The sequence below is a fragment of the Microcoleus sp. PH2017_28_MFU_U_A genome, from assembly GCF_020738035.1.
GTDB lineage: Bacteria > Cyanobacteriota > Cyanobacteriia > Cyanobacteriales > Microcoleaceae > Microcoleus.
The window spans coordinates 1-24596 of the sequence record NZ_JAEQCX010000089.1 but is presented as its reverse complement, the minus strand read 5'-3'; the positions used below and the strand labels follow the sequence as shown (position 1 = coordinate 24596).

Annotated in this window: 24 protein-coding genes; 8 read left to right on the top strand and 16 right to left on the bottom strand. The window is 46.5% G+C overall.

The window, feature by feature from the left end; genetic code table 11:
- Positions 1-24: 24 nt before the first annotated feature.
- From mltG to JGK14_RS21815, 8 genes are all read right to left on the bottom strand, one after another.
- A complete protein-coding gene (gene mltG / locus JGK14_RS21855) occupies positions 25-1149 on the bottom strand; it encodes an endolytic transglycosylase MltG (protein WP_293182195.1) in 1125 nt (374 codons plus the stop codon).
- A 358-nt stretch (positions 1150-1507) separates the two neighbouring features.
- Positions 1508-2083 carry a DUF3727 domain-containing protein gene (locus JGK14_RS21850; protein ID WP_293182193.1) on the bottom strand — a complete coding sequence of 192 codons (576 nt, stop codon included), beginning with the start codon at positions 2081-2083 and terminating at the stop codon, positions 1508-1510.
- Positions 2084-2112: 29 nt separating this feature from the next.
- Positions 2113-2355 (bottom strand): hypothetical protein, encoded by a 243-nt coding sequence (locus tag JGK14_RS21845; protein WP_293198981.1) that lies wholly within the window; start codon positions 2353-2355, stop codon positions 2113-2115.
- Between the two features lie 36 nt (positions 2356-2391).
- Complete coding sequence (gene ruvX / locus JGK14_RS21840; protein WP_293193202.1) at positions 2392-2853, bottom strand: Holliday junction resolvase RuvX; 462 nt, start codon at positions 2851-2853, stop codon at positions 2392-2394.
- Between the two features lie 217 nt (positions 2854-3070).
- Positions 3071-4390: a GNAT family N-acetyltransferase gene (locus JGK14_RS21835; RefSeq protein ID WP_293207871.1), complete on the bottom strand. Its 1320-nt coding sequence runs from the start codon at positions 4388-4390 to the stop codon at positions 3071-3073.
- 515 nt (positions 4391-4905) lie between these two features.
- The gene (locus JGK14_RS21825; protein WP_293182186.1) at positions 4906-6087 is read right to left on the bottom strand and encodes a F420-0:Gamma-glutamyl ligase; all 1182 of its coding nucleotides are present in this window, start codon (positions 6085-6087) and stop codon (positions 4906-4908) included.
- 232 nt (positions 6088-6319) lie between these two features.
- The gene (locus tag JGK14_RS21820; RefSeq protein WP_293207868.1) at positions 6320-6643 is read right to left on the bottom strand and encodes a hypothetical protein; all 324 of its coding nucleotides are present in this window, start codon (positions 6641-6643) and stop codon (positions 6320-6322) included.
- A 6-nt stretch (positions 6644-6649) separates the two neighbouring features.
- Positions 6650-6937 carry a type II toxin-antitoxin system RelE family toxin gene (locus JGK14_RS21815; protein ID WP_293207866.1) on the bottom strand — a complete coding sequence of 96 codons (288 nt, stop codon included), beginning with the start codon at positions 6935-6937 and terminating at the stop codon, positions 6650-6652.
- Positions 6938-7200: 263 nt separating this feature from the next.
- On the opposite strand from JGK14_RS21815, the gene JGK14_RS21810 reads away from it, so the two are divergent.
- From JGK14_RS21810 to JGK14_RS21790, 5 genes are all read left to right on the top strand, one after another.
- Entirely contained in the window at positions 7201-7542 is a 342-nt protein-coding gene (locus JGK14_RS21810; protein ID WP_293207863.1) for a XisI protein, read from the top strand.
- A 71-nt stretch (positions 7543-7613) separates the two neighbouring features.
- Positions 7614-7946, top strand: coding sequence for a DUF433 domain-containing protein (locus JGK14_RS21805; RefSeq protein WP_293207861.1), 333 nt, complete (start codon positions 7614-7616; stop codon positions 7944-7946).
- Positions 7943-8329 carry an SH3 domain-containing protein gene (locus JGK14_RS21800; protein WP_293207859.1) on the top strand — a complete coding sequence of 129 codons (387 nt, stop codon included), beginning with the start codon at positions 7943-7945 and terminating at the stop codon, positions 8327-8329. Before JGK14_RS21805 ends, JGK14_RS21800 begins: the two co-directional genes overlap by 4 nt.
- 467 nt (positions 8330-8796) lie before the next feature.
- A complete protein-coding gene (locus JGK14_RS21795; protein WP_325315483.1) occupies positions 8797-11589 on the top strand; it encodes a hybrid sensor histidine kinase/response regulator in 2793 nt (930 codons plus the stop codon).
- A gap of 11 nt (positions 11590-11600) precedes the next feature.
- Positions 11601-12872, top strand: a complete 1272-nt coding sequence (locus JGK14_RS21790) for a hybrid sensor histidine kinase/response regulator (protein ID WP_293182174.1) — start codon at positions 11601-11603, stop codon at positions 12870-12872.
- Between the two features lie 284 nt (positions 12873-13156).
- On the opposite strand, the gene JGK14_RS21785 is transcribed toward JGK14_RS21790, so the two are convergent.
- On the bottom strand, positions 13157-13903 hold the full coding sequence (locus JGK14_RS21785) for an SIMPL domain-containing protein (protein WP_293182172.1): 747 nt from the start codon (positions 13901-13903) through the stop codon (positions 13157-13159).
- 301 nt (positions 13904-14204) lie between these two features.
- On the opposite strand from JGK14_RS21785, the gene JGK14_RS21780 reads away from it, so the two are divergent.
- The 3 genes from JGK14_RS21780 to JGK14_RS21770 all read left to right on the top strand — a co-directional run bounded on the left by JGK14_RS21780 (position 14205) and on the right by JGK14_RS21770 (position 18057).
- On the top strand, positions 14205-14588 hold the full coding sequence (locus JGK14_RS21780; RefSeq protein ID WP_293326169.1) for a YkvA family protein: 384 nt from the start codon (positions 14205-14207) through the stop codon (positions 14586-14588).
- 301 nt (positions 14589-14889) lie between these two features.
- Positions 14890-17235, top strand: a complete 2346-nt coding sequence (gene pcrA, locus JGK14_RS21775) for a DNA helicase PcrA (RefSeq protein ID WP_293182168.1) — start codon at positions 14890-14892, stop codon at positions 17233-17235.
- A gap of 216 nt (positions 17236-17451) precedes the next feature.
- Entirely contained in the window at positions 17452-18057 is a 606-nt protein-coding gene (locus tag JGK14_RS21770) for a hypothetical protein (RefSeq protein WP_293211977.1), read from the top strand.
- A gap of 240 nt (positions 18058-18297) precedes the next feature.
- Here the strand turns inward: JGK14_RS21770 and JGK14_RS21765 are convergent, their stop codons facing one another.
- From JGK14_RS21765 to ilvB, 7 genes are all read right to left on the bottom strand, one after another.
- Positions 18298-18498 carry a hypothetical protein gene (locus tag JGK14_RS21765; RefSeq protein ID WP_265234579.1) on the bottom strand — a complete coding sequence of 67 codons (201 nt, stop codon included), beginning with the start codon at positions 18496-18498 and terminating at the stop codon, positions 18298-18300.
- Positions 18495-18839 carry a hypothetical protein gene (locus JGK14_RS21760; protein ID WP_293211975.1) on the bottom strand — a complete coding sequence of 115 codons (345 nt, stop codon included), beginning with the start codon at positions 18837-18839 and terminating at the stop codon, positions 18495-18497. Before JGK14_RS21760 ends, JGK14_RS21765 begins: the two co-directional genes overlap by 4 nt.
- A gap of 173 nt (positions 18840-19012) precedes the next feature.
- Positions 19013-20386, bottom strand: a complete 1374-nt coding sequence (locus JGK14_RS21755; protein WP_325315482.1) for an FGGY-family carbohydrate kinase — start codon at positions 20384-20386, stop codon at positions 19013-19015.
- A 188-nt stretch (positions 20387-20574) separates the two neighbouring features.
- Positions 20575-20784, bottom strand: a complete 210-nt coding sequence (locus JGK14_RS21750; RefSeq protein WP_293182156.1) for a type II toxin-antitoxin system HicB family antitoxin — start codon at positions 20782-20784, stop codon at positions 20575-20577.
- Positions 20784-21605, bottom strand: a complete 822-nt coding sequence (locus JGK14_RS21745) for a 2-phosphosulfolactate phosphatase (RefSeq protein WP_325315481.1) — start codon at positions 21603-21605, stop codon at positions 20784-20786. The genes JGK14_RS21750 and JGK14_RS21745 overlap by 1 nt, the downstream gene beginning before the upstream one ends.
- 210 nt (positions 21606-21815) lie before the next feature.
- Positions 21816-21929 carry a type II toxin-antitoxin system HicA family toxin gene (locus JGK14_RS21740; RefSeq protein ID WP_325315480.1) on the bottom strand — a complete coding sequence of 38 codons (114 nt, stop codon included), beginning with the start codon at positions 21927-21929 and terminating at the stop codon, positions 21816-21818.
- 317 nt (positions 21930-22246) lie between these two features.
- Positions 22247-24082 (bottom strand): biosynthetic-type acetolactate synthase large subunit, encoded by a 1836-nt coding sequence (gene ilvB, locus JGK14_RS21735; RefSeq protein ID WP_293276959.1) that lies wholly within the window; start codon positions 24080-24082, stop codon positions 22247-22249.
- Between the last annotated feature and the right edge of the window lie 514 nt (positions 24083-24596).

Genomic DNA, 24596 nt, shown 5'->3' with positions numbered 1-24596 from the left:
CTATATGTATTAGTCCTTGGCCATCTATTGACCCGATCGCACTTTCTGGTCAACTTGAGCCACAGCAGCATCGTGTTCCGCCTGAGTGCGGCTGAAAATGTGAGTGCCGTCGTATCGAGCCATAAAATACAGGTATTCTGTATTTTCAGGAGCCAGAGTCGCTTCCAGACTTGCGATTCCCGGAGCTGCGATAGGAGTTGGCGGCAGCCCTACATTCATATAGGTATTGTAGGGAGAAGGCGTTTCCACCTGCTTAAAAGTCAGAGGTTTCTCCTTGGTTTGTCTGATGCCGAGGGCGTATTCCACCGTCGGATCGGAACCCAATTTCATGCCCTTATTCAAGCGACTGGTAAATACCCCAGAAATGCGATGGCGTTCGGAAGCAACCACAGCTTCTTTTTCTACAATACTCGCCAGCGTCACCCATTCTTTCAAAGAAAGCTTAGTATTGTTCTGATTTTTTTGAAAGACCGGTAAAGCTATCCGCTCGAAACGGCCGAGCATTTGTTTGATCACAGCTTCCGGGCTGACTGCATCGCCGTCTAACTGATAGGTATCCGGGTACAAAAACCCTTCCAAATGAGGCAAGCCACTGGGTAGCCAAGGGTAATCAGCGTAGGGAACTTGACTCGCCGCCGCCATAAAATCCTTAGCCGGAAAAAAACCTTGGGCTTCAAAATAAGTGCTCATTTGTTGCAATGACCACCCTTCGGGAATCGTGAAACTCTGCTGTACGACTTCACCTTTCCAAATTTTTTCAGCAACCGCACTCAGAGGCTGAGTCGGTGAGAGTTGGTAAGTTCCGGCTTTAAAACCTCCGTCGCGGTTTTGCATAGTCAGCCAGCGGGCCCACATATTCCATGCTCCTGCCGATCGAATTAAGCCCGCCGCTTCCAAATCCTGCCCGATTTTTTGACTGGAAGTACCGGGGGGGATTTGAATCGAAACAGCAGCATCCTTGGACGGGGGAGTTGACTCGGCGGCTGTTTTAGGAGGGGCAGAAGCCCAGCTCCACCAAGCCCAGCCCTGCCAAGCGCCAACTCCCCAAATTGCAGGCAGCAACGCCAGATAAAACAACCATTTAGAGACTTTCGGGGATTTTTTTTGGCCCTCGCGCGCGCTGCCTTTGGTCAGTTGTTCTTTACTCATAATCCGTTGTCCTCGATAAGCGGCGATTAAGTAGCGACTAATGAGTGATGACCTGCGATTGATGACCGAAAAGTTACGGATACCAGCCCTTGAAAATATGCCCTTCACGCTGCCCAATTCTATAGCCCGAGCTGACAGGAAGGCGGAATCAGGGAAAAAGTTCGATCGACCTAGCAGTTGACTTTTGTCTAAAATAGTCAAATATTCTGCTTTTTGCCCTCATGCCTTCTGCAATTAGAGATTGCAGGTCGATCGAGTATACATCATCAACCCGAAGCGGGCGGCCACTCTTGACACCGCCCCTACTCTAAACCAGTTTCTTTGCACTTCACAAGCCCAGCAAAACTGAACTCAATATCTAATCAAGCTCATCAAAGAACTGATCTTCTAGCATCGGCAACATCGGTTCCAGCCTTTGGAACTCTTCTTCCGAGAGCAATTCAGGCTTGCCGTCATCATTCATTCGAGCCAAGATAAAAAACGGGTCTAGAGGTGTATAAATGGCATATTCCTGCTCTTCGTGATAGAAGCTGGTCAACCACATTAGTTCCTCGAACTCTGACTCCTCATCGGGATCGGCATTAGGCTCCAAATCCTCGTCAGGAAATTCCGGCAATTCACCAACTACAGTCAGTGTCACCGCCGTGCGCCGGAGTGTCAAGTTCTGCTCTTGCAGGACAACTTTAGCAGTATCAAAAATTGTGTCTATTTCGGTCTCGTCTTCTACAGGAATTGCTGCTTCGTCGGTATCGTCTCCGTGCCAAGTAAAAATTTCTACAGGAGAGTCGATCGGCAACAGCAAGGCGTATTCTTGACCTTCTAGGTTCATCGAATATTCTATGTTGCAAGTTAGCGATCGCCCAAATTCATCCGTCAGGGTGACGGACGTTTCGTGGGAATTACCATTCTCTTTGCGGTATGGGGATGAGGACATCGCGTGTATCTTAATTTTCCGTCAATAATTCAGTAATCTTTGCTTGACAATTGGGGATTTTCGTGGCGATATTGGGCCTCTTCGGGCGATCGCCAGTCCACAAACTTAAACCGCGAGACTCGCGGCATTTTCCACAGGCGAGGAGTGCAGCGTTTAAATCTCAGCCGAGTCCAGAGCGACACTGAGGACAAATCACAGTTATGTGCTGCTTCAGTACCGAGGTTCTGGGGATTTTTCTCCCATGTGTCAACGCTTACAGGTGTGCGTAGCAAACTTGCACAACTAGGATATCACGCCTCTGTTACTACCTATGAGGATTGGGAATGGCGCTCTTGCTTTTGTCTGCGCTCGTCTAGCCACTGCTGCAAAATCAAGGCCGCTGCTTTGCGATCGATCAAACCCTTATGGCGCGACGGGGACATCCCTTGGGCTTGGATCAGTTCCTCGGCGCCCACAGAAGTCAGGCGCTCGTCGGCGTATTCTAGGGGGAGTTCTAAGGCGGTGGCGATGCGAGTGGCGTATTTCTGGACTTTTCGGGCTTGAGTGCCCACTTCTCCGTTGAGGGAGTAGGGCAGGCCAGCCACCAAAATTTGCACTCTTCGCTCTTCCACGAGTTCTCTGAGACAAGCTACATCTCGATCGAAGGACGATCGTACCAGAGTAGTAATCCCCGTAGCGATTAAACCAGTGCCGTCACATCCGGCGATGCCGACTCGTTTGCTGCCGATATCTAATCCGAGGGCTGAAATCCATAATTTTTCGTTGAACATCAATCAATTTTAGATTTTAGATTTTAGATTTTAGATTTATTTGTTTCTGAGCCGGATATTTTTTTACGAACCGCGAAGACGCGAATAACGCGAAGGAAGAAGGGAAGAAGTTGGGTTTTTTCGGTTTGTAGTGAGGACTTTAGTCCGCATAAATAAGAGGACTAAAGTCCTCACTACAAACCCTTAATTTAGCCGACATTATATCAGAAATTAAGTTCTACTCTGGGGCGTCGCCGTCGATCGGCAATTCCGGCAAATTCAGAGGCAAAATGCTGCTAGCATCTGTTGCTCCAGATTCAGGATTTTGGCTGTTCAAAGGGTTAACTTGATTAGCTTGATTTTTTCCGGAGTCCAACAAAAAGGGCTTAATCTCAGACGACGCGGGCCCTGTTGTGGCTTCTCCAGCCATCGGGCCGAGCCAGGACATCCTACCCGGTACGGGTTTGCGAGTTGGCTGGAAGCTTTGCAGCATTTCTGATAGCTGGAGTCCTTCGAGGGAGACTAACTTGGACTCGCGCAATTTGTGCCACACCGATCGCGACATCAGCAAGCTGTGTTCCAAACGCACGGCTCCAAATTGCTCTAAATAAGCTTCCCGTTCCGGCTGATAGTCGGCGGAAGCCAGTTGCAGGCTTTGGACTGGGAAATCTTGAACGAGGCGCGCCATTTGGGATAGCAGTTCGGGGTACAACCAAGTGTAGGCCGGGTGCACTGTCAGTTGGGCGACGTGCGGCTGTTGGCCGTTGCGGGATAGCTGTATCTGAAAATAGCCGATCGCAGCTTTGCGCTGCGGTTCAAATACGTAGGCGCTGACTACCTCTGTTTTGCTCAGCCACTGTTTGACACCTTCAAATAAGGCGCCGAAGAAACTGGTTTTGAAGTCTTGAATGTGCCGATCGAATACTTGACGTACTAACGGCGGCATAGACGCGGTATCGAGTTGATATAGGAATTGAGCGTCAGCGTTGCTTACGGGCAGCAGGTTGGGCAAATCTGGCGTCGCGGAGGCCATTTCTTGGAGGCGTTCCGGGGCGATCGACCAATAAGTCATCTGGGCCAACGGCTGAAACCCGTTCTGGCGGTACAAGGCCAGGGAAGTTTTATCGCCGACATTCACCTCCAGCAGCCAGGTGCGTGCCTCCCAGACTGCCTCGAAGCAGTACCGCATCAGCATCGAACCAATGCCTTTGCTGCGGGCTTCTGGGTCTACCCCGACGCGATCGATCCGCCAAGTGCTGCGGGTGCGGTTGAAAGGAGAAATCTGAATTATGCCCTTAACTGTCCCCTCTTCTTCGGCAACATGGGCTCGAAACAGCGACTGACCAGGGTTGGGAAACAAGCTAAACAGCTTTAGCAGCCCGTACCAGCGACGAATCTGCTGAAACTTTTTACCTAGTACCAAGTCGCAGCTTGCGCCCTTGCGTTTTTCTGGTTGTTCGGCTGTTTCCACGCACAATTGTTCCATCGCCTCGATGTCGCGGTACTGAAACGGGCGAATCACAACCTGGTTTTGGTTTTGGGAGGGAAATGAAGTCATATAGAAATTCTCAAGTGGTTAGTGGTTATTTGTTATTTGTTATTGGTTATTGGTTATTGGTTATTGGTTAGTGGTTATTGGTTATTGGTTATTGGTTATTGGTTATTGGTTATTGATGTCAACTTAATGTCAAACGTACTGCTGGTCTTCTGTTTACCGCTGAGGCCAGATCCCCCCTAGCCCCCCTTAAGAAGGGGGGGACAGGAGCATTCTCAAAGTCCCCCTTCTTAAGGGGGATTTAGGGGGATCTGGCCTCAGCGGTAAACAACATATACAAAGGCTTTTAGCTTTAACTTGACAGGCTTTGGTTGGCGAGTCACTCACGAAAGTTGAGAACCCTAATAGCACGAAACTGGACAAGAAAATTAAAAAATCAAATATCTTTAAGAAAGGGGAAGAGTTACGGAAGTTTTGAGTTCTCAACTTATAACTTTTAATTCTTCACCCTTTCTCGATCGATCTAAAATTAAAAATTTCAAATCATTAGTTTGATTTTTTAATTTTCAGTCTTCAACTCAAGATTTCTGTGGTAGAGGTCGAATTAACACAACCGGTGTTCGCTCGTCAGCATTCCCGGCGGGGTTGCTGCGTAACGCTTGCTCTAAAAATGTTACCGATAAATCGGAGGTCGCTGCTAATATCTTAACTGCTTTTAAGTCATTAGCGTCTACGATCGCCGCCGCAAGTCCAGTTTCTCGTTGAATTTCCTCTACAACTTGCTGGGGATTGTCCGGGCCAAGCACGATAAATTGGTCGAAGGGAGGCAAAGTTCCCGTAACATCGTCGATTAGCCTGGCTTGTTCCCCTGCAAGTTGGTAAAAGACTCCCGGTTTACCGAATATTTTAGCTATAGAGCCGATCGCAAATGCGGCCACTACACGCCAAGGCCCAACTACATCAACCAATGTCTGCATTCCGCAAGCGGTGGCCAAACTCGACATCGGCAAGAAAAACAAGCAGACTCGCTTGGCTACCCATCCGGGTTTGACTTCACTGGGATGGCGGTAGCGTCCCTGCATCAAGGCTAAGGGAGTTTCGGCGAGGGCGACAATATCACCTTTGTTGGCGCGCGGTAACACGTAACGCTTGACAATTTCGACGGGATTGTCGAGTTCGGCGAGGATGTGGGTGCGAATTGGGAAGACTTCTGCAACGCCGACATTGCGGGCTGTGGGTACGGTGTCCGAGTTGGGAAATTGCAGCGGGACTACTACGTTGCGGACTCTGGGGATGCGCCCGCTTGGGCCGTAGGTGATGAAATGTATTTGCACCCAAGCTGACTGCAATTTGTTTAAATCTTGCCCTTGAATGTCTACGGAAACTTTAATTTTCGTGTTTTTTTGGGCTTTAACAATATAGCCGAACCAGTAATCGTCTGCTCTTGCTTCTGCGTCTTCGTGACCAGGAATGACTTTTGTCTGGGAAGTCACGCCGTCTAAACTTCCGTCTGACAGCAGTTTCACCTGTGCCCGCACATCTGGCAACATAATCTCGAACCGCTGTGTCAGATTGCGGAATTCCATTTCGCCAACCAACAGATAGCGGTTGGGTTCGTTTATGGCTAAGTGCCATTCTCCGGCTGTAAGTTCTAGTTTATTTGCACTCCCAGTCCGGCGATAGTTCAACTCTAGGCCCAATCCGCCCAATGCCAGCAGCGAACCGGCTGCTGCGATTCCTGTTGCTAAAGTCTCAATCACTCAAATCACCGCCAATAATATTTTGTGTTTACTGTAGTCGATCTCGGGTACTTCGAGATCCGATCCGGCAGTAATTGCATTTGCTGGGTTTGCTGGGGGGATGCCAGTTAGTAAATTTTGCTGTCAGCGGTTTGGATGTTGGCGGGCTGTGGGGATGGGATGTGCGATCGCACTTTGGGATGCAGCGAAGGTCGAGATCCCTTGAGTTAGATCGCACATCTTAGCATCTAACCTAATTAATTAGCTCGCGCTCATTATCATCCCCAAGAGCTAATTCGGAAATCATCTGCTTCAAAGAAATATTTCGACTGCGATCGGATTTCGGTTTTGGGGGCTGCGCCGCCATCTTTGCCTCAACTTCTTCTAGCAATAAAACTGGTAATTCAAAAGCTTCTTTGAACCATTGAACCAGTTTTATCAATTCTTCCAGTGAGCTACCAATTGCTACAGTAGCAGCTTTGCCACAATCAATAATTGTGCCATCTTGCTCGTAAAAAACCTCACGAATTGAGTAGCGCCCTTGGCTGTCACAAAATACGCGATAAGTCCAAATCATAAATTTTCAACCTTCTTTTCCTCGAAAAAACACACTATTATTTGGCTTTTCACCGATTCTTTCAATGCTGACAATCTCCACGAGTTCATCAACGTTGTAGAATACCCGGAACACACCAGTCCGCAATTCCCATTCTGCAATATCCGGTGGAGAACGTCGGAAACGATTTTTTGTTTCTACCGTTGGTTCATAGGTTAATTGCGTTTGAATCGCATCGATCAGAATTTTCTGCTCGAATTTCCTAAAATATTGTAAATCCTTAGCAGCATCAGGCGTAAATTCAATTTCGTACATTCGTGACTTAAGCAATAGACATAGCTAGCATAAACTCCTTCATCTTAACCTGCGAGGGATTGAGTTGAGCGACAGTCGATTTCCCTGATTATAGCCCGCGCAGGCATCGCCCGTCTGTGGCCGCGAGGTACGGGATTGGATGTGCGCTTCCAGCGGACGATAGCTTCGCCACCGCGCGTGCTTGGGATGCACTTAAGGTCGATCGCCTTCAGTTAAAATGTAGAAGATCGAATTACCTCGTCTCGCGGGAAGGTGGTTGAGCGATGGATAAATTAGAGTATTATCGTCATTTGATTCGGAAAGTTTTAACCGAGTATTATGAGTTGGGGGCAAAATCCAGCAATTCAACGCTAGAAAGTGCGCTGATTTTTGACGAAAGGCACGACCATTATTTATTGGTAGTAATGGGTTGGGAGGGACAAGAACGGATTAAGGGAAATACTATTCACGTGCGATTGCGGGATGGCAAAATTTGGATTGAGGAGGATTGGACAGAAGATGGGGTGGTGACAGATTTTTTGCAGGCTGCGGTGCCACGGGAGGATATTGTATTGGCGTTTCATCCACCGCATTTACGGCAATATACGGAGTTTGCGATCGCTTGATTGTGCGATCGCCAATCCAACCATCTCACCTAATTCGTTTAAAATCTAGATAAAAAGCAGTGATTAGCCCTATGACACTAGCCATCACCCCAAGCAAGCAGTATATCGAACAACGCAACGGAGGGTATTGGATTCAAGGAACTCGCATTTCCTTCGATTCAGTCGTTTATTCCTTCTTGAATGGAGAAGCACCGGAAAGCATTGTCCCAAATTTTCCACTTCTTTCGCTAGAACAGGTTTATGGTGCGATCGCCTTTTATCTTGCCAACCGAGAAATCGTGGATGCGTACTTAGAAGAAGGTGAAGCAGAATTTAAGGAATTGCAACAGTCTCTGAGACAAAAAAGTCCACTTCTGTATCAACAATTGATAACTGCTCAAAATCGGAAAAAAGGCGCATTATGACGAAAATTAGATTAAAAATTTGCGTTTTCGTATTTGTAGAAATCGCCACTCTCACTATATTCGCTCCACAACTTACTAAGAATGCGATCGCTCAATCCATCACAGATAAAAGCTGTGTCGCCGATATTGTAGGTGAAGATATTGGCTCACAAGTTAATATACGATCTGGTGCGGGAAGCATTTTTAGCGTTGTAGGCACTGTATCGGTAGGAAATCTAGTCATTGTCGCTAATGATGACCAAAATAAAAGTGCTGTCGTATCTCCACTCAGTCGCAAAGATAGTGAAGGAAATGTCTGGTATTTGACGACAAGATTGAGAGCAAGTGAGTACAAAGGTTGGATCAAAGCAGACTTTTTGAAACTCAGATGTCCTAATCCCTAGGTGTGGCGCTCAAAAAGAGGAGGCACTCTGCACGGACTTTCTCTTTTATTTTACTTTAAATATGCGATCGCCCAAACAACTCTCGATCGCACTTATCCGATTCTATGTACTTAAGTATTTGCCACCAAACTTCAAGTATGAATTCGGCACAACTCCTACGAGAATTCCCTGATATTTATTTACCAGGACAGTGCGAACAACACCTCAACAACGCCCTTACCTCATTAACCTCGTTTCTCCGAGGAACTTAGAGAAACTTCTAGAAGTGCTGCTGTGCGGGCGAGGTATTAAATTCATTGTGAAAAATATTAGCTTAAACCATTTTTGGGTTAATATCGATACATAACCACAAATTAGGTGATACTCAAATAAAGGCGATCGCCCGATCGATGTCTATAAAAAAACAGCTTGCCTAAGTGTAGTCGAGCAAAAAGAATATCCGCATCGCTGCAATAGCGAATTGTCATATGCCATCATCCCAGGCTTCAATCTTTAACAAACTCATAGGTAGCGCCCCGCTGCGAGCTGTTTTGATTGTCCCCTTCGTGTTACAAATCATGGGGGCGGTCGGCATTGTTGGCTACTTATCTTTTCGCAACGGACAGAAAGCAGTCAACGATTTGGCATCTCAACTGCGGACTGAAGTCAGCAGCCGCATTGACCAGCATCTGGACAGCCAACTCGACACAGCACGCCACCTTGCTCAAGTTAATGGTGATGCCTTCGATGTGGGATTGCTCGATCCCAAAGATTTAGATAATATGGCTCGTTTTTTCTGGAAACAGATGCAATTGTTTAATGTCGGCTACATCAGCTTTGGCGCTCCAGGAGGCGAGTATGCGGGTGCTGGATATCAAACAGATCAAAATATTATTTCTGGCATCAGCAATCCAAAGCAACGTGGCAATCGAGATCATTACTTTTACAATACAGATAGTCAGGGCAATCCCACTAAGCTTGCTGAGATATTTAAAAATTTTGAGTTCGAGAAAGAACCGTGGTACTCAAACACGGTTAAAGCTGGAAAACAGACATGGGTTTTATATCAGTGGACAACCACGCCTTATCCTCTGTCTGTTTCTGCAAACAGACCGATTTATGACAAGAACAATCAACTAATTGGTGTCATAGTCATCGACCAGCGTCTTTCGGAAATTAGCGATTTTTTGCGTAAATTGAAAGTCAGTAAATCGGGCAAAACGTTTATTTTGGAACGCAGCGGGCTAATTGTTGCGAGTTCCAGCACCGAGCAACCTTTTAAATTGATTGATGGCAAGCCTAAACGGTTAAACGCATCAGAAAGTAGCGATGTGCTGATCCGATCGACATCTCAATATTTAGTTAAGCATTTTGGCGATCTCAACAAGATTAAAGATAATCAACAGCTTGATTTCTTGCTGAATAAAGAACACCAGTTTGTCCAAATTTTACCCTGGAAAGATGAGTGGGGATTGGATTGGTTGGTAGTTGTGGCGGTTCCTGAATCGGATTTCATGGGGCAAATTAATGCTAATACTCGCACTACGATTCTATTTTGTATCGGCGCCTTAATTGTGGCTACGGTTGTGGGTTTTTACACTTCCCGCCTGATTGCTGGGCCGATCGCACTTTTGAGCCAAGCATCACAGGATTTCGCCTCTGGGAAGTTCGATCGCACTGTGGAAGTCTCCGGTAAGAATGAACTGGGCGTGCTTTCGGAATCCTTCAACGACATGGCGCAGCAACTGCGCGACTCTTTTACAGCCCTAGAAAATACCAACCTCGAACTCGAACAGCGCGTCGAAGAACGCACCGTAGAACTCAAAATTGCCAAAGAAATGGCAGACGGCGCCAACCGCGCCAAAAGCGAATTTTTGGCTAACATGAGCCACGAATTGCGAACTCCCCTCAACGGCATTTTAGGCTACGCACAAATTCTCCAGCGCAGCGAACCGATGACGCAAAAAGGACGCAGCGGTGTTGATATCATTTATCAGTGCGGTTCGCACCTGCTAACGCTGATTAATGATGTCTTGGATTTGTCGAAAATTGAAGCCCGGAAACTCGAATTGCATCCCACAGCTTTTCACCTACCTTCATTCATCCAAGGTGTTGCGGAAATCTGCATGATTCGCGCCCAGGAAAAGGCAATTACCTTTGATTTGCAGATTGATTCGCAACTCCCGACTGGGGTTTGCGGTGATGAAAAACGTTTGCGCCAAGTGCTGCTAAATTTGCTGGGAAATGCAACTAAGTTTACGGAAAAAGGCGGAGTGGTTTTTCAGGTTGATGTGATTAAAGATGCTGAGTTTTCCGATTCAAGTTCTCAGTTAAATTTAAATCAAAAAATATATAAAATTCGCTTTACAGTTGAAGATACAGGCCCGGGAATGACCGCAGTACAAGTTAAGAAAATATTTTTACCTTTTGAGCAAGTAGGTGATGTGAAAAAACAATCGGAAGGTACTGGATTGGGACTTGGGATCAGTCAAAAGATTGTAGGCTTAATGCAGAGTGAAATTGCGATCGACAGTCGTGCAGGAGTTGGCAGTATTTTTTCCTTTGAAGTGTCACTCCCGGAGGCGCAAAATTGGGCTGATAGTTCGAGAATCGTCGAACAGGGCGCTGTTTTGGGTTACTTGGGTGAAAAACGCAAAATTCTGGTGGTGGATGACAGGTGGGAAAATCGGGCTGTGCTGGTGAACTTGCTAGAACCGATCGGCTTTAAGATGATTGAAGCGGCTGATGGTAAGGAAGGACTCGATATCGCTTTAGCCACCAAACCCGATTTAATCCTCACCGATTTAGCGATGCCGGTGATGGACGGATTCGAGTTTTTGCACCAAATCCGCACTCATCCTCAACTGCGAGATGCGATCGTGCTAGTGTCGTCTGCAAGCGTGTTTGAGATCGATCGCCAAAAGAGCCTGGATGCAGGCGGAAATGATTTTTTGCCAAAACCAGTACAAGCAGATGTATTGCTAGGCTTACTTCAAAAATATTTGCAATTGGACTGGGTATATGACGACACAGTAACTGCGCGTAAAAAAGCGCAAAATGCGATGCCAAATGAAATGCAGATTCCGGCGATCGAGATTTTACAGTTATTAGATGAACAAGCTCAATCTGGCGATTTAGATGCGGTAATCGAGATTGCGGAGGAAATCCAAACAGCGAATCCAGAACACGCGATTTTTGCCCAAAAAATACTCGTTTTGGCAGAAGGTTTTCAAGTCAAAGAGCTGCGGGCATTGATTCAAGAACATTTATCAAAAGTTTAAGGGGGAAAATCATGCTTGAGTCTGATAAAAAATTTATTTTGATAGTAGATGACAGTGCCACCAATTTGTCTGTGCTGTCGCAAGCCTTAAAAACAGCAGGCTACAAAGTGCGGGTAGCCGTGGACGGAGAATCGGCGCTCGTTATGCTAGAAAAATGTCCGGTCAATCCGGCAAAAAACTTTTTTCCAGAACTAATTTTGCTAGATGTGCAAATGCCGGGAATCGACGGCTTTGAAACCTGTCGCCGAATTAAAGAGAACCAGCTAACAAAGGCAATTCCAGTCATTTTTATGACTGCTTTAGCAGATGCCGAAAGTAAGATGAAAGGATTGTCATTAGGTGCGGTGGATTACATCACAAAACCTTTTGAACAAGACGAAGTAATTGCGAGAGTTAACATTCACTGGCGGCTCAAAGAGTTGACCGACAATCTGGAACAGCAAGTTACAGAACGCACTTGCGCTTTACAAAAAGCCCAAGTCAAGGTAGTGCAGCAAGAAAAACTGTCCGCCCTGGGACAACTCGTGGCGGGAGTCGCCCATGAAATTAACAACCCGCTGAGTTTTATGGTCAGCAACATTGCGCCTGCAAAGGAATATCTTACTGAGATTACAGAACTTCTTAGCCTTTATCAAAAATATTATCCTGAACCTCCATCAGATATCGCTAGCAAGATTGAAGACATAGATTTGGAGTTTGTGATAGAGGATTTTTCTCACTTGTTAGATTCCATGGAAGTAGGCACTGAGCGCATTAAAGATATTTCGCTGTCGCTGCGAAACTTTGCTCGTTCGGATGGAGATACTGTGAGCGCGATTGAGCTGCACCAAACTCTAGATAGTACGCTGTTGCTGTTAAAACACCGACTCAAGGATCAAGGATGTCGCCCGGCTATTGAAGTTATCCAAAACTACGGTGAATTGCCCCTAATTAAATGCTATCCCGGCCCGATGAACCAAGTGTTTATGAATTTGCTAGCAAATGCGATTGATGCTGTGGAAGAGGCTTGGGAAAAAGACCAGCGTCCTCTGAATATTACCATTAGTACGGAAGTTTTGCGCGAAAGTGCGATCGTCCGAATTGCGGATAACGGGTTGGGAATGACGGAGGAGATTCAACAACATTTGTTTGAACCTTTGTTTACCACGAAAGCGGTGGGTAAGGGCACCGGGCTGGGATTGTCGATCGCTAAGCAGATTGTGAGTGATAAGCACGGCGGTCAATTGTTCTGCAAGTCTATCGCCGGGAAAGGTACTGAATTTGCGATCGAACTTCCTATTTAATTTTATAGAAGAAGGAAGAAGGAAGAAGGAAGAAGGAAGAAGGAAGAAGGAAAGCAATGGTTTCAGCTATTAATAACTTCCTAACTGTGTCGGCTTGAAATCAAAGCCGATGATATCGGAATTATAGCCGAGTGCGAGCGTTCCCAATCGCGATCGATCGCGAGAGTGCGAGCAATTATTCTGAACCCTTACGAGGGATTATTCTGAACGCGAGCGGGGGGTTATTCTGAACGCGAGCGGGGGGTTATTCTGAACGCGAGCGGGGACGCTCGCACTGCACAACATCAATAGCTAATTTGCAAAGTCACAGAAGCATTTACCTGCTGTTCCCCTCCTATCACCGGTGTTGGAAGAGCAATATCACCAGCAGCACGAACACCACCAAAATTCTGGTACACAGGAGGCGGTGCGGAAGCACCGTTGACTTGAATGCTGAGAATTTCTCCCCGCTTGAAGTTGAGCGCGTTTAAGACTGCATCTGCTTGCGATTGAGCGTCTTGAGTTGCTTTTTTGAGTGCTTGTTTTTGAGCTTGGGCGATCGCACTTTCGGTAGCTACAAAGCTCACACCTTGAATTCGGGTTGCTCCGGCGCTCACTGCATCGTCTAGCAAAGTGCCAGCAGATTGAGTATTGATACGAAAACTGACGGTATTTGTAGCAGTATACCCTATTAATAAGCGCTGTTGGTTGTTTTCGTAGCTGTAATTCGGGTTGAGGGAGATGCCGGTAGTTTCGAGTTTTTGTACTTGGCGCGATCGCAGCAATTCTACCACAGCGGACGATCGCTTTGCCGCTTCCTGCTGCACCTCGGCCGCCGTTTTTCCCTGCACCTCAACCCCCAAATACACGAAAGTTTGAGTTGTCGGAATCGCTTCCACACCTCGCCCAGTAACCGTTAGCGTTCTGATCCGCTGTTCTTGAGCCTGTACCGGATCTAATCTCACAAAACTAACGAGAGTTAAGGTTAAACATAACGCTGTTAGCAGACTGCGGAAATTGATTCTAGTATTGCGTTGCAAATTTGAATTCATAAACTCGATGCTCCTCACATACAACAGATGATATACTTGACCTTCGCACAGGAATTGCTAAAGATTCAGCCTGTTACGTTTTTAGCAACTAAAAATTTTAGTCATTAGTCATTAGTCATTAGTCATTGGTGCATCTGGGTTTGGCAAATATATCTGTAGGGGCGAAGCATGACCGCAGTGAATATGAAATTATAACTAATAACTTATATGCGGTCATGCTTCGCCCTCTTCAAAACCCAGATGCACCCTTGGTCATTAGTCATTAATCATTGGTTATTAGTCATCAGTCATTATTTTTTATATGCAATCCTTAAAACAAGCTGCCCGCCAACTCAAAAAAGAAACTTACGCTGTTTATTTAGCCAGTACAGACCAAAGAGTACCTTGGTACGCGAGAGTTTTAGCAGGTGTTACAGTTGCCTATGCCTTTAGCCCGATCGACTTAATTCCCGACTTCATCCCAATTCTCGGCTACTTGGACGATTTAATAATTGTACCATTAGGAATTTGGTTGGTAATCAAGATGATTCCGCCACAGGTTTTAGCTGAGTGTCGGGAAAAAGCAGCCGCGGAAATAGAGCGAGGAAAACCGATAAATAGGACAGCCGCTGCTGTAATTATTGCCATCTGGATCGGTTTGGGAATATTAGCTGCAATTTTGCTGAAACAAATATTGAAACGTTAGAATATCCGGCGGTTGAAACCGCGGCTATACAGACAAAACCCGAGCTCAGAGGGGTTGAAGAATAAGCAGTGAAAATTATCTTATTTTATTAGTCCGCGGAGGCGGACATGGTTTGTGTAGACGCGGTTTCAACCGCCGTCTTATGGCGGACATCGTTTGTGTAGGCGCGGTTTCAACCGTGCGTCCGATATTCATGATATTATATTGTAGGGCGATCGCACCCAACCTTAAAAAAACTCCCCGTATCAAACACTAAGTATTATTTATCCCTTAAAAAAATCCCAGAACTAACTATCCAACTATGACTCAAACTACCGATCACCTCAGCCACCTCAACCCATCCCAGCGCCAAGCAGTCGTCCATTACAACGGGCCGCTGTTAGTAGTAGCAGGCGCCGGTTCCGGGAAAACCCGGGCTCTAACTTACCGCGTAGCTAACTTAGTTCGCACCAACCGAGTCGATCCTGAAAATATTCTGGCGGTGACATTTACCAACAAAGCCGCTAGGGAGATGAAAGAAAGAATTGAGAAATTGCTGGCGACTCAGCAAGCTGAAGCGGAATATGGCAAACCTTTGGCAGATTTAGCGCCGGAAATACAGACGAAATTGCGATCGCAAATTTACCACAGAATTACCAAACAGATTTGGATGGGGACTTTCCACTCTCTGTGCGGCCGAATTCTCCGCTACGACATTGAGAAATATCAAGACGAAAAAGGCCGCCAGTGGAAGAAGAATTTTTCTATTTTTGACGAGTCAGATGCTCAAACTCTCGTCAAACAAATCGTCACCAAAGTCCTCAACCTCGATGATAAGAAATTTGACCCGCGCAAAGTCAGATATGTCATCAGCAACGCTAAAAATAAAGGTTGGTCGCCTCAAGAATTCCTCGCCGCCGAACCGGATTATAGAGGGCGCGTAATTGCCGATGTTTACAGTCGCTACCAAGATGCTTTAGCAGCTAACAACGGCTTAGATTTTGACGATTTAATTCTCGTTCCAGTTAAACTATTATCCCAAAATGAGCAAGTATTAAATTATTGGCATAGAAAGTTTTGCCATATTTTAGTAGACGAATATCAAGATACTAACCGCACTCAATACGATTTGATTCGGATGTTAGTCACGAATAACGTTGACCCGAAACAGTTCGATAAATGGCAAAATCGCTCAATCTTTGTCGTGGGTGATGTCGATCAATCAATTTACAGTTTTCGGATGGCAGATTATACCATCTTGCTGGAATTTCAAGAAGATTTTGGCGATGGTTTGTCGGACGAGAAGACTCAGACAATGGTAAAATTAGAGGAGAATTATCGATCGCGCGAAAACATCCTCGAACTCGCCAACCACTTGATAGAACACAATACCGAACGCATTGATAAGGTTCTGCGCCCGACTCGCGAACCCGGAGCTCCGGTTGTGGTGTGGCGCGCTGACAACGAAATAGATGAAGCGCAATTTGTAGCTGGTCAAATTCAAACGCTGAAGCGCCAAAACTCCGAATACGAACACGGTAGCAACTTTGCAATTCTCTACCGCACAAACGCTCAATCTCGCTCCTTTGAAGAAGCGTTAATGTACTTAGATATTCCCTACAATATTGTCGGCGGTCTGAAGTTTTACGATCGCAAAGAAATCAAAGATATCTTAGCATACCTGCGAACGATCGCCAATCCCGACGATAGCGTCAGCCTCAAACGCATCATCAACACTCCCCGCCGCGGCATTGGCGACACCACATTTGGTAAAATCGAAGAGGCTGCAACTCAGTTGGGGATTCCGTTGTGGGAAATTCTCAGCGATGAGTCTTCTGTAAATACTCTCGCAGGGCGATCGGCAAAAGCGATCGTTAAGTTTGCCCAAATGATCGGTAATTGGCAACAAAAACTTGAAACTACGTCCGCGTCACAAATTGTCCAAGGAATTATCGAAGATTCCGGTTACATTGACGATTTGAAAAACCAAGGAACCGAAGAAGCCGAAAATCGGATCGAAAACGTTCGAGAATTGTACAATGCGGTGATCCAATTTGAAGAACAAAACGAAGAACCGACCCTCACATCATTTTTAGCAAAAGCATCCTTAGCATCCGATTTAGACGACTTGAAAGAAGACGATTCCCGCGTATCGCTGATGACGCTGCACTCCGCCAAAGGGTTAGAATTTCCCGTAGTCTTTCTCGTCGGAATGGAACAGGGTTTATTTCCCAATTTCCGCAGTTTAGATGACCCAAAGGCGATCGAAGAAGAACGCCGTTTGTGCTACGTCGGCATCACTCGCGCCCAGGAATTGCTATTTCTCACTCACACTCGCGAACGCCGCCTCTGGGGAGGATACCGCGAACACTGCACGCCTTCGCTATTTTTGGGAGAATTGCCAACACATTTGTTGGCTGGAAGTACGAAGAAAACTAAGACAGCTAAAACGGCTGCATCCCAGGGAAAAACTAATAATTCAGCAGCCCATTCTGGGAGTTCTCCATCAGAGTGGAAAGCTGGGGAACGAGTTTTTCATCATGCTTTTGGAGTCGGAGAAATTACTCACGTTTTGGGAGTAGGCGATAAAACTAATCTGGCAATTAAGTTTACAGGTTTGGGCCGTAAAATCATCGATCCGAGGACGGCGAAGTTGCAGCGAGTGTGATAGAAAATTCGTGTCGGCGGGTTGAAGAAGACCCGGCGGTTGAAACCGCGTCTATACAGGCAAAACCCGCCTCCGCGGGTTGAAGAATGGACGGTAAAAATGCGATAAAAATTACGTTTTTGTCTTCAGTCCGCGGAGGCGGACATCGTTTGTGTAGACGCGGTTTCAACCGCCGGATTTTCTAAGTAAAAAGCAGAAATCAAAACATAAACTCTTATGTCTTACAGTCAATTTACAACGATCGGCAAAGTTAAAGAAGCCTTCAATCTCACAGTAGTGGAAGGAATCAGATTTTTGCCGGAAATTGAGCCGATCGCACCTGCAACAGCCTTGCAGACCATGCTGGAGACAAATTTGCCTTGGGCGATCGCCACCAGCACCGAAAAAGCCCGTTCTGAAGCCATTATCAACCCTGTCTTGCTGGAAGTTCGCAGGATTCTCAACCAACAAATCAGCGTGTTTTCGGGTGAGGAATTCAATGTCGATGCTGCTGTTGGACTTACAGGAGTCTGCGATTTTCTGATCAGTCGTTCCCCCGAACAATTAGACATTGAAGCCCCAGCCATTGTGATGGTAGAAGCTAAAAAAGGAGATTTGAAAGTAGGTTTGGGGCAGTGTATTGCGGAAATGGTGGCGGCCCAGAGGTTTAATGAAGCGAAAGGGCGATCGATTTTAGCCATCTACGGCAGCGTTTCCAGCGGCACAGCTTGGCGATTTCTCAAGCTGGAAGGGCAAATAGTGACGATCGATCTTACCGACTATCCGCTACCTCCCGTCGATCGAATATTGGGATTTTTAGTGTGGATGGTACGCCAAAATTAGCATCATATCAAATCTGTGTTGAAAATCTGCGATCGGAGTCGGCAATTTCAACCATTACTAAACAACCAAAGTCCGAACAGAAGGGGACTCAAAAGAAATAATTCAAAGCTATCGCGTAGGAAACCTTCTGGCTTAACAGTCAAGATGCCTGTTCCACAATAAAATTTACTCTTTGTGGAACAGGCATCTTGACTGTTCATAAAAAACTTATTAAGAATCAATGATGCAACATCTCATATCTTATTCGACTACCTGAGATTCCACACGCCTGTATTTACCCGCCAAACGTTCTCGACGCTGGCGGCGGTTGTCAGCTTCAAATATAGCGATTAATTCATCCAGGTTTAGAGTCAAAGCGTCCAACTGTTGGCAGACTTCACGCATCTTGTCAACGTGTCGCTTTCTGGTTTCAGCATCGGGGATTCTAGGTTGTTGATTCATGGCAAATTCCAATCGATTTTAATTTCTCGGATAGTTGCTTCTGAGGCATCGACAGTCGCCTCTGTTTGTTCTATCGTTCTATACAGAAAGTTTAACGTATCCGCAGTCGCAGCGGGTTGAGATTCTGCCACTTGCTGCAAAAGCCTGTACAAACGATTGTAAGGGTTTCTCAACCTTTCTTTAACATTATCCAGGGATTCAAGTTCGGGGAGTGTCGCTTCTGTCTCGCCAAACTGCTGCATTAAAATATATTCTGTGGCAGTTGTCTCGTTGAGGAGTTCCACTAGCCGTCGCTGTAAACTGAAAATTGTGTTCAGGATGTCATCAGGTAGCTTTGCCATTGTCCTTGATTTTTAGGGATAACAACTTAACACAATATATCAGAATCTTTGCTTGCTCCCATTTCATTTTTAATCAAGAGCGATCGCACTCCTAATTTACCACCTTTTAACCTAACTAAAAGCATCCAGGTTACAATCTATAGCATCGATCCGTGAGGTCGCTTTCTTCAATCCTAAAATCTAATATCTAAAATTGATTCACTTCCCTGCTTCGCCAATAATGCACTTCCATAGGCAGCAGCAGTATGAACGGGCGTTTCCACAGGCACTTTCAAATAACGATGACGAATTGCACTCCAAACTGCATTTTTGGCGCCGCCGCCAGCAGTATAAACTTTTGTCAAAGGAGTCGCACCCAACTCCTGCAATAATTGATATCCCCGCGCTTCAATCCGCGCGATACTTTCTAGCAAACCGTGCAGGAATTCCACTGAATCAGTCGGACGCGGTTCGAGTTTCGGCGGCAAATTCGGGTCATTAATTGGAAAGCGATCGCCATTTTTCAACAACGGGTAATAATCCAGCAAACTCTCTTGCTCTGGATCGATTTGTGTGCTATAATTATCCAATTCAGCATCTGTAAAAAAGTGTCGCAGCACCGCACCACCCGTATTAGAAGCGCCTCCAACTAACCACAGATCCCCCCCCGCCCCCCCTTCAAAAGGGGGGGAGAATATATTAGAGAATCTGTGACTGTAAATCCCGTATCTAGAATCATCTACGCGGGTATGACTTAACAGTTTCACAGCTAAAGTTGAACCGAGAGAAGTTACTGCTTCCCCCGGTGAATTGACACCGCTTGCTAAAAATGCTGCAATGCTATCGGTTGTCCCAGCATAAACTGTACAATGACGGGGAAATCCGAAGCGATCGCCCAATTCGACTTTAATTTCCCCTACAGGCGTACCCGGTGCGACAACTTCCGGCAATTCAGGAGTTGCAGCGCCCGCAATTCCCTCGATCAGCCAATCGGGATAGCACAAAGTATCAACATCGAAACCGAGTTTTAAAGCATTGTGATAGTCGCTAATTCCCAATTTTCCGTGCAGCAAAAACGCCAACCAATCGGCTTGATGCAGGAAATAAAGCTTCTCAATAACAGGCAAGATGCCTGTTCCACAAAGACTGAATTGTGTTGTGGGGTGGGCTTCTAGCCCGCCCTCCTGCCACCAGAGGAGTTTGGCGAGGCTGGATGTGGCGCTTAAGACTGTGTGGTTGGCTGGTGCGATCGCCCGTAACCTCTCTGTCACCGCTGCACCGCGCGCATCATTGTATAAAATCGGCTCACATACGGGTATACCTTGCGTATCGCACAGCATGACTGTGGAGGATGTGCCATCAAGGGCGATCGCGCTTACCTGATTGCGGATGGTTGCGGGGATTTGCTCAATTACAGCCGAGAGTGCATTTTGCCACACCGAGGGCAATTCCGGCTGTTGTGCGTTGGCAAAAGTGCATTCTGTCTCACAATGGATTGTACCCTGGGAGTCAATGATTGTCGATCGAGCGCCCGTAGTACCGAAATCTATTCCCAAATAAAGATTCATTTATCACTCCCGCGAATTTTCCCATATCTCAGAAACCGGGTTTTTTTACGAAAATCTTTCGTTGTCACCCACAGATTAGGTAAAAAACCCGGTTTCTTTGGCCTTAGTGCGTAAGTTCACGGCTTAAGCATGGGGGCGAGAAACCCGGTTTCTACGAGTTTCTATAGCAAGAAACCGGGTTTCTGAGATTATCGTGCTTCTACATATTCACAGAGCGTAGTTGGTTCGGGAATCGGTAAACCTTCTTCTCGCAATCCTTCTAAGTGAAATTCGATCGCTTCTTTAATTTGCTGCTGTACTTCTGCAAGGGTTGCGCCTGTGGCTGCACATCCGGGTAAATCGGGCGCGTAAGCTGAATAGTTATTCGGTGTTTTTTCGATCAGAATCGCATAACGCATTAGTTGTGCTCCTCATCTTGATGATTTGTTTCGACTTCGTTAGGTTCTTGTTGCTCTTTAACTTCTTTGAATTGAGCTTGTTTGATAATATTATCGGCAATGATGCTTTGATTTAAATAAGCTCCGTCTCGAAGTTTCGGGACAGCGTTGCTACAGTTGAATTGAGCTACAAGTTTTACATCCTCACTAAAACCACGCTCGGTAAGTTCTTTACCAGAAGAGCAGCTAAATAGCGCAGAATCAAGGCAATGTTGAACATCCTTAAATACTGATAGCGCAGCTCGTGCTTCCGGAGACTTAGTTCCTTTTAGATAACTTATAATTGCTCCAGCACCTATTAAGTCCTCAATAGCGGGGCGGAGAGTTCCGTCCTCCCACCTTTCACCTGCAGGAATCACCGCAACAGAACCGCCGAGTTGAGCAGTATATTCAGCCACAGCCAAACAATTTCGCAGACACCCCGCCAGAGTATGCTTGCCCATACTTGCAAGCGTTAATGTTGAGCCATTGGGAGATGGTAGAACGAGCTTAGTATTGGCAGCTATACCAACAAGTGAGGAAGGAGAAAGGGAGAATTGACCAGAGAACCGGCGCTTGAAGCTAGCTAGTTGAGCATTTTTCAACCTCGCGTATTCAACAGCAGTATCATCTTTCCAACGATAAGGAAATATTATTGCACCATTATGTACCGCTATGTCTACACATGTTGAAAAAGACATCACATCTATAATGATAACAACGTCGCTGATTCGAGAAAGCTTTTCAACTCCTTGCATTCCCCATTCACAACGAACGTCGAATTCTGATTGCTCATAAAACATTGCTGATTTTCCCTTGTATAGACCAACATCTGAGACAGTTTGATTATCTCCCTTTTCAGTCCTCTGCTGACTGAGGCGTCACCATACTATTCAGGGTAAGCGCACGTTAAATAGTAGCTCAGGATACAGATTAATAAGCCAGATACTGAGGTTAAAGGTGCTTGGATGTACCAGGAGCCAAATCGTCAGATAATTTACCGGGAACTGTAACTATAAACCTGATTTAGTAGGATGTTTGTACTGGCGGTGACTCCCTCGCGTTCTAGCTAGATACCAACCGTCTGCCTCTAGTTGTTTAATAATATCTCTGACTTTTATTGGCATTTATTACTCATCCAATTAGCAGGTATTGAAAAGATGGAAAGCTAAGAATGGCGTAAAAAAAGGTTCTAAAAAAAGACTTGACAAACAGATTAAAGATATCCATGCCAGAGAAGAAACACCAACACCAAACCAACCCCTAAGCCCTCGCTCCCCCCTAACTCCCCTTAAAAAAAGGGGGACAGGAGTCTTCTCTTTCGTCCCCGCAACGATTCGGGGGATTTAGGGGGATCTGGAGTCGGCGATCGACCAGAGATACAATGGTTTTCAGGCGATTGTTGACACCTATCGACTCTGGCCTAAGTCCCTACTTTCGTCCCTTAAACTTTTGTCCCGCACTCAGGACAAAACTTATTACTCGAAACATTCTTGGCGCCGCAACTCGGACAATAAATCAACTCCGCAGATTCCAATTTACTCCGTTCCGGTAAACCAACCATTTGAGCATTACTCTTACCTGGAACTACCATCGGATAGCAGTTTTCGTCCCTCGTCACCTTCACGTTCATCAACACAGGGCCGTTGTGAGCGAGCATTTGCCCGATCGCACCCTCCAACTCATCCGGCCCTGAAACCAGCATCCCCTTCACGCCGTAAGCCTCAGCCAGCATCACAAAATCCGGCATCCCCACAGTCATGTTCGAGGACGAATAACGCTCGCCGTAGAACGCCTGCTGCCACTGCCGCACCATTCCTTGCCAACCGTTATTTACAATCACAATCTTGACATTAATGCCGTATTGTGCTAGGGTTCCCAGCTCTTGAATATTCATTTGGATGCTAGCATCGCCAGCAATACAAATCACTTGCTCGTTGGGTAGCGCCATTTTCGCGCCCATCGCCGCCGGCAACCCAAAACCCATTGTTCCCAAACCAGCGCTCGAAATCCAGCGGCGCGGCCCGTTGTTTAAGAATTGAGCCGACCACATTTGATGTTGACCTACATCCGTTGTGTAGTAAGCATCCGGCGCTTGAGTCGCCAACTCCGAAATCACCTGCTGGGGAGACAAAATATCGGGGTAGTGAGGCACAACTAACGGATAATCCTGTTTCCAGCGATCGATCCTGTGCAGCCATTCCCCAGTTTGTCCGGCAGTTCCCGAAACACCAGTTTCCCGACAGCGGCGCAGCATATCCATCAAAACTTGCCGGACATCTCCGACAATCGGCACGTCTGGGCCGCGATTTTTGCCGACTTCCGCCGGATCGATATCGATGTGAATCACCTTCGCCCGCGCGGCAAACTCGTCTAGTTTTCCCGTTACTCGATCGTCAAACCGAGCTCCGACAGCAATCAACAAATCGCACTCGGTAACGGCAAAATTAGCATAAGCAGTGCCGTGCATCCCCAGCATTTTCACAGACAGAGGATGGTTTTCATCAAATGCACCTTTGCCCATCAGCGTTGTCGTGACAGGTAATTGGAACATCTCGGCGAGTTCCTTAATTTCCTCGTGGGCCCCGGCTGCGATCGCCCCGCCGCCCACATACAGCAAAGGACGCTTCGCTTCCTTCAGCAACTCAATCGCTTGATTAATCTGCCGAGGATTTCCCTTGACTGTCGGGCGATAGCCAGGAATTCTCACCGATCCGGGTGTCACGGGGAGATAGTCAAACTCTTCTAAACCAACATCCTTGGGAACATCAATCAACACCGGGCCCGGGCGTCCCGTACTCGCGATGTGGAAAGCTTCAGCGACAATTCGCGCCATATCTCTCGGATCGCGCACTACATAGGAATGCTTGACAATTGGCAAAGTAATGCCGTAAATATCAGTTTCCTGAAACGCATCAGTGCCGATCGCCGGACGGGGCACTTGACCGGTAATAATTACCATTGGGATAGAATCCATGTGCGCCGTCGCAATCCCCGTCACCAAATTAGTTGCACCCGGCCCGGAAGTCGCGAAACAAACCCCAACTTGTCCGGTAGCGCGGGCATACCCATCGGCTGCGTGGGCTGCTCCTTGTTCGTGCCGCACCAGAATGTGTTTGATCCCGCCACTTTCTTCAGCGCGGTAGAGTTCGTCGTAAAGCGGCAGAATTGCGCCGCCGGGATAACCAAAAATATGCTTGACACCGTGGCGGATCAAGCTGTCAATCAGAGCAAATCCACCAGTTGCACGTTTAACGGCGACTTTAGTTTTTAGTTGCACAGAATTTCTTTCCTCAAACTAATTATGTTTTTTAATGAAAGCTTTTATAACACTTTAATCTCAATAATCAAACTCTGAAAATTTAACTGCTAATATTTTACAAAAAGTTTCGCGAGCGATGTGCGATCGTCGGGAAATATTGCTAGTGCGAAGTGTGGCTTCAGCCCCTCAACGTAGTATCCGTTTAAAATCCCCTCGCCTTTAGGCAGAGGGATCAGTCAAACTTTTAACTAATACGAGTGGGAAGTCCGGCACTCTATCCGCTTACAGGATGAGTGACGGGATGAAAACGAGCAGCAAACAAATTGAGCGATAGCGAATCCATGATAGGATCGAAATAAGCGGGGATGATAAGAGTAGCCGTGGTGGGCGAACTTTCCGTTGTATAAAGGCTAGACACCACCTATCAGTTTCAGACTGGTAGCCCCAAAATCCCTTTCTTGCCGTAAAAGAGCTGATGGATGGGTGAAAAAATCAACAATTCTACTCCTTGGGACACAGGGAGTCTGCCGGA

Excerpts from the sequence above, each read along its gene's own strand:
- JGK14_RS21820 (WP_293207868.1), bottom strand. The coding sequence starts at position 6,643 with ATGATTTGGACTTATCGCGTATTTTGTGACAGCCAAGGGCGCTACTCA.
- mltG (WP_293182195.1), bottom strand. The coding sequence starts at position 1,149 with ATGAGTAAAGAACAACTGACCAAAGGCAGCGCGCGCGAGGGCCAAAAA.
- JGK14_RS21760 (WP_293211975.1), bottom strand. The coding sequence starts at position 18,839 with ATGGCAAAGCTACCTGATGACATCCTGAACACAATTTTCAGTTTACAG.
- JGK14_RS21795 (WP_325315483.1), top strand. The coding sequence starts at position 8,797 with ATGCCATCATCCCAGGCTTCAATCTTTAACAAACTCATAGGTAGCGCC.
- pcrA (WP_293182168.1), top strand. The coding sequence starts at position 14,890 with ATGACTCAAACTACCGATCACCTCAGCCACCTCAACCCATCCCAGCGC.
- JGK14_RS21800 (WP_293207859.1), top strand. The coding sequence starts at position 7,943 with ATGACGAAAATTAGATTAAAAATTTGCGTTTTCGTATTTGTAGAAATC.
- JGK14_RS21790 (WP_293182174.1), top strand. The coding sequence starts at position 11,601 with ATGCTTGAGTCTGATAAAAAATTTATTTTGATAGTAGATGACAGTGCC.
- JGK14_RS21750 (WP_293182156.1), bottom strand. The coding sequence starts at position 20,784 with ATGCGTTATGCGATTCTGATCGAAAAAACACCGAATAACTATTCAGCT.
- JGK14_RS21755 (WP_325315482.1), bottom strand. The coding sequence starts at position 20,386 with ATGAATCTTTATTTGGGAATAGATTTCGGTACTACGGGCGCTCGATCG.
- JGK14_RS21850 (WP_293182193.1), bottom strand. The coding sequence starts at position 2,083 with ATGTCCTCATCCCCATACCGCAAAGAGAATGGTAATTCCCACGAAACG.
- JGK14_RS21745 (WP_325315481.1), bottom strand. The coding sequence starts at position 21,605 with ATGTTTTATGAGCAATCAGAATTCGACGTTCGTTGTGAATGGGGAATG.
- ruvX (WP_293193202.1), bottom strand. The coding sequence starts at position 2,853 with ATGTTCAACGAAAAATTATGGATTTCAGCCCTCGGATTAGATATCGGC.
- JGK14_RS21835 (WP_293207871.1), bottom strand. The coding sequence starts at position 4,390 with ATGACTTCATTTCCCTCCCAAAACCAAAACCAGGTTGTGATTCGCCCG.
- JGK14_RS21815 (WP_293207866.1), bottom strand. The coding sequence starts at position 6,937 with ATGTACGAAATTGAATTTACGCCTGATGCTGCTAAGGATTTACAATAT.
- JGK14_RS21805 (WP_293207861.1), top strand. The coding sequence starts at position 7,614 with ATGACACTAGCCATCACCCCAAGCAAGCAGTATATCGAACAACGCAAC.
- JGK14_RS21765 (WP_265234579.1), bottom strand. The coding sequence starts at position 18,498 with ATGAATCAACAACCTAGAATCCCCGATGCTGAAACCAGAAAGCGACAC.
- JGK14_RS21770 (WP_293211977.1), top strand. The coding sequence starts at position 17,452 with ATGTCTTACAGTCAATTTACAACGATCGGCAAAGTTAAAGAAGCCTTC.
- JGK14_RS21780 (WP_293326169.1), top strand. The coding sequence starts at position 14,205 with ATGCAATCCTTAAAACAAGCTGCCCGCCAACTCAAAAAAGAAACTTAC.
- JGK14_RS21740 (WP_325315480.1), bottom strand. The coding sequence starts at position 21,929 with ATGCCAATAAAAGTCAGAGATATTATTAAACAACTAGAGGCAGACGGT.
- JGK14_RS21785 (WP_293182172.1), bottom strand. The coding sequence starts at position 13,903 with ATGAATTCAAATTTGCAACGCAATACTAGAATCAATTTCCGCAGTCTG.
- JGK14_RS21810 (WP_293207863.1), top strand. The coding sequence starts at position 7,201 with ATGGATAAATTAGAGTATTATCGTCATTTGATTCGGAAAGTTTTAACC.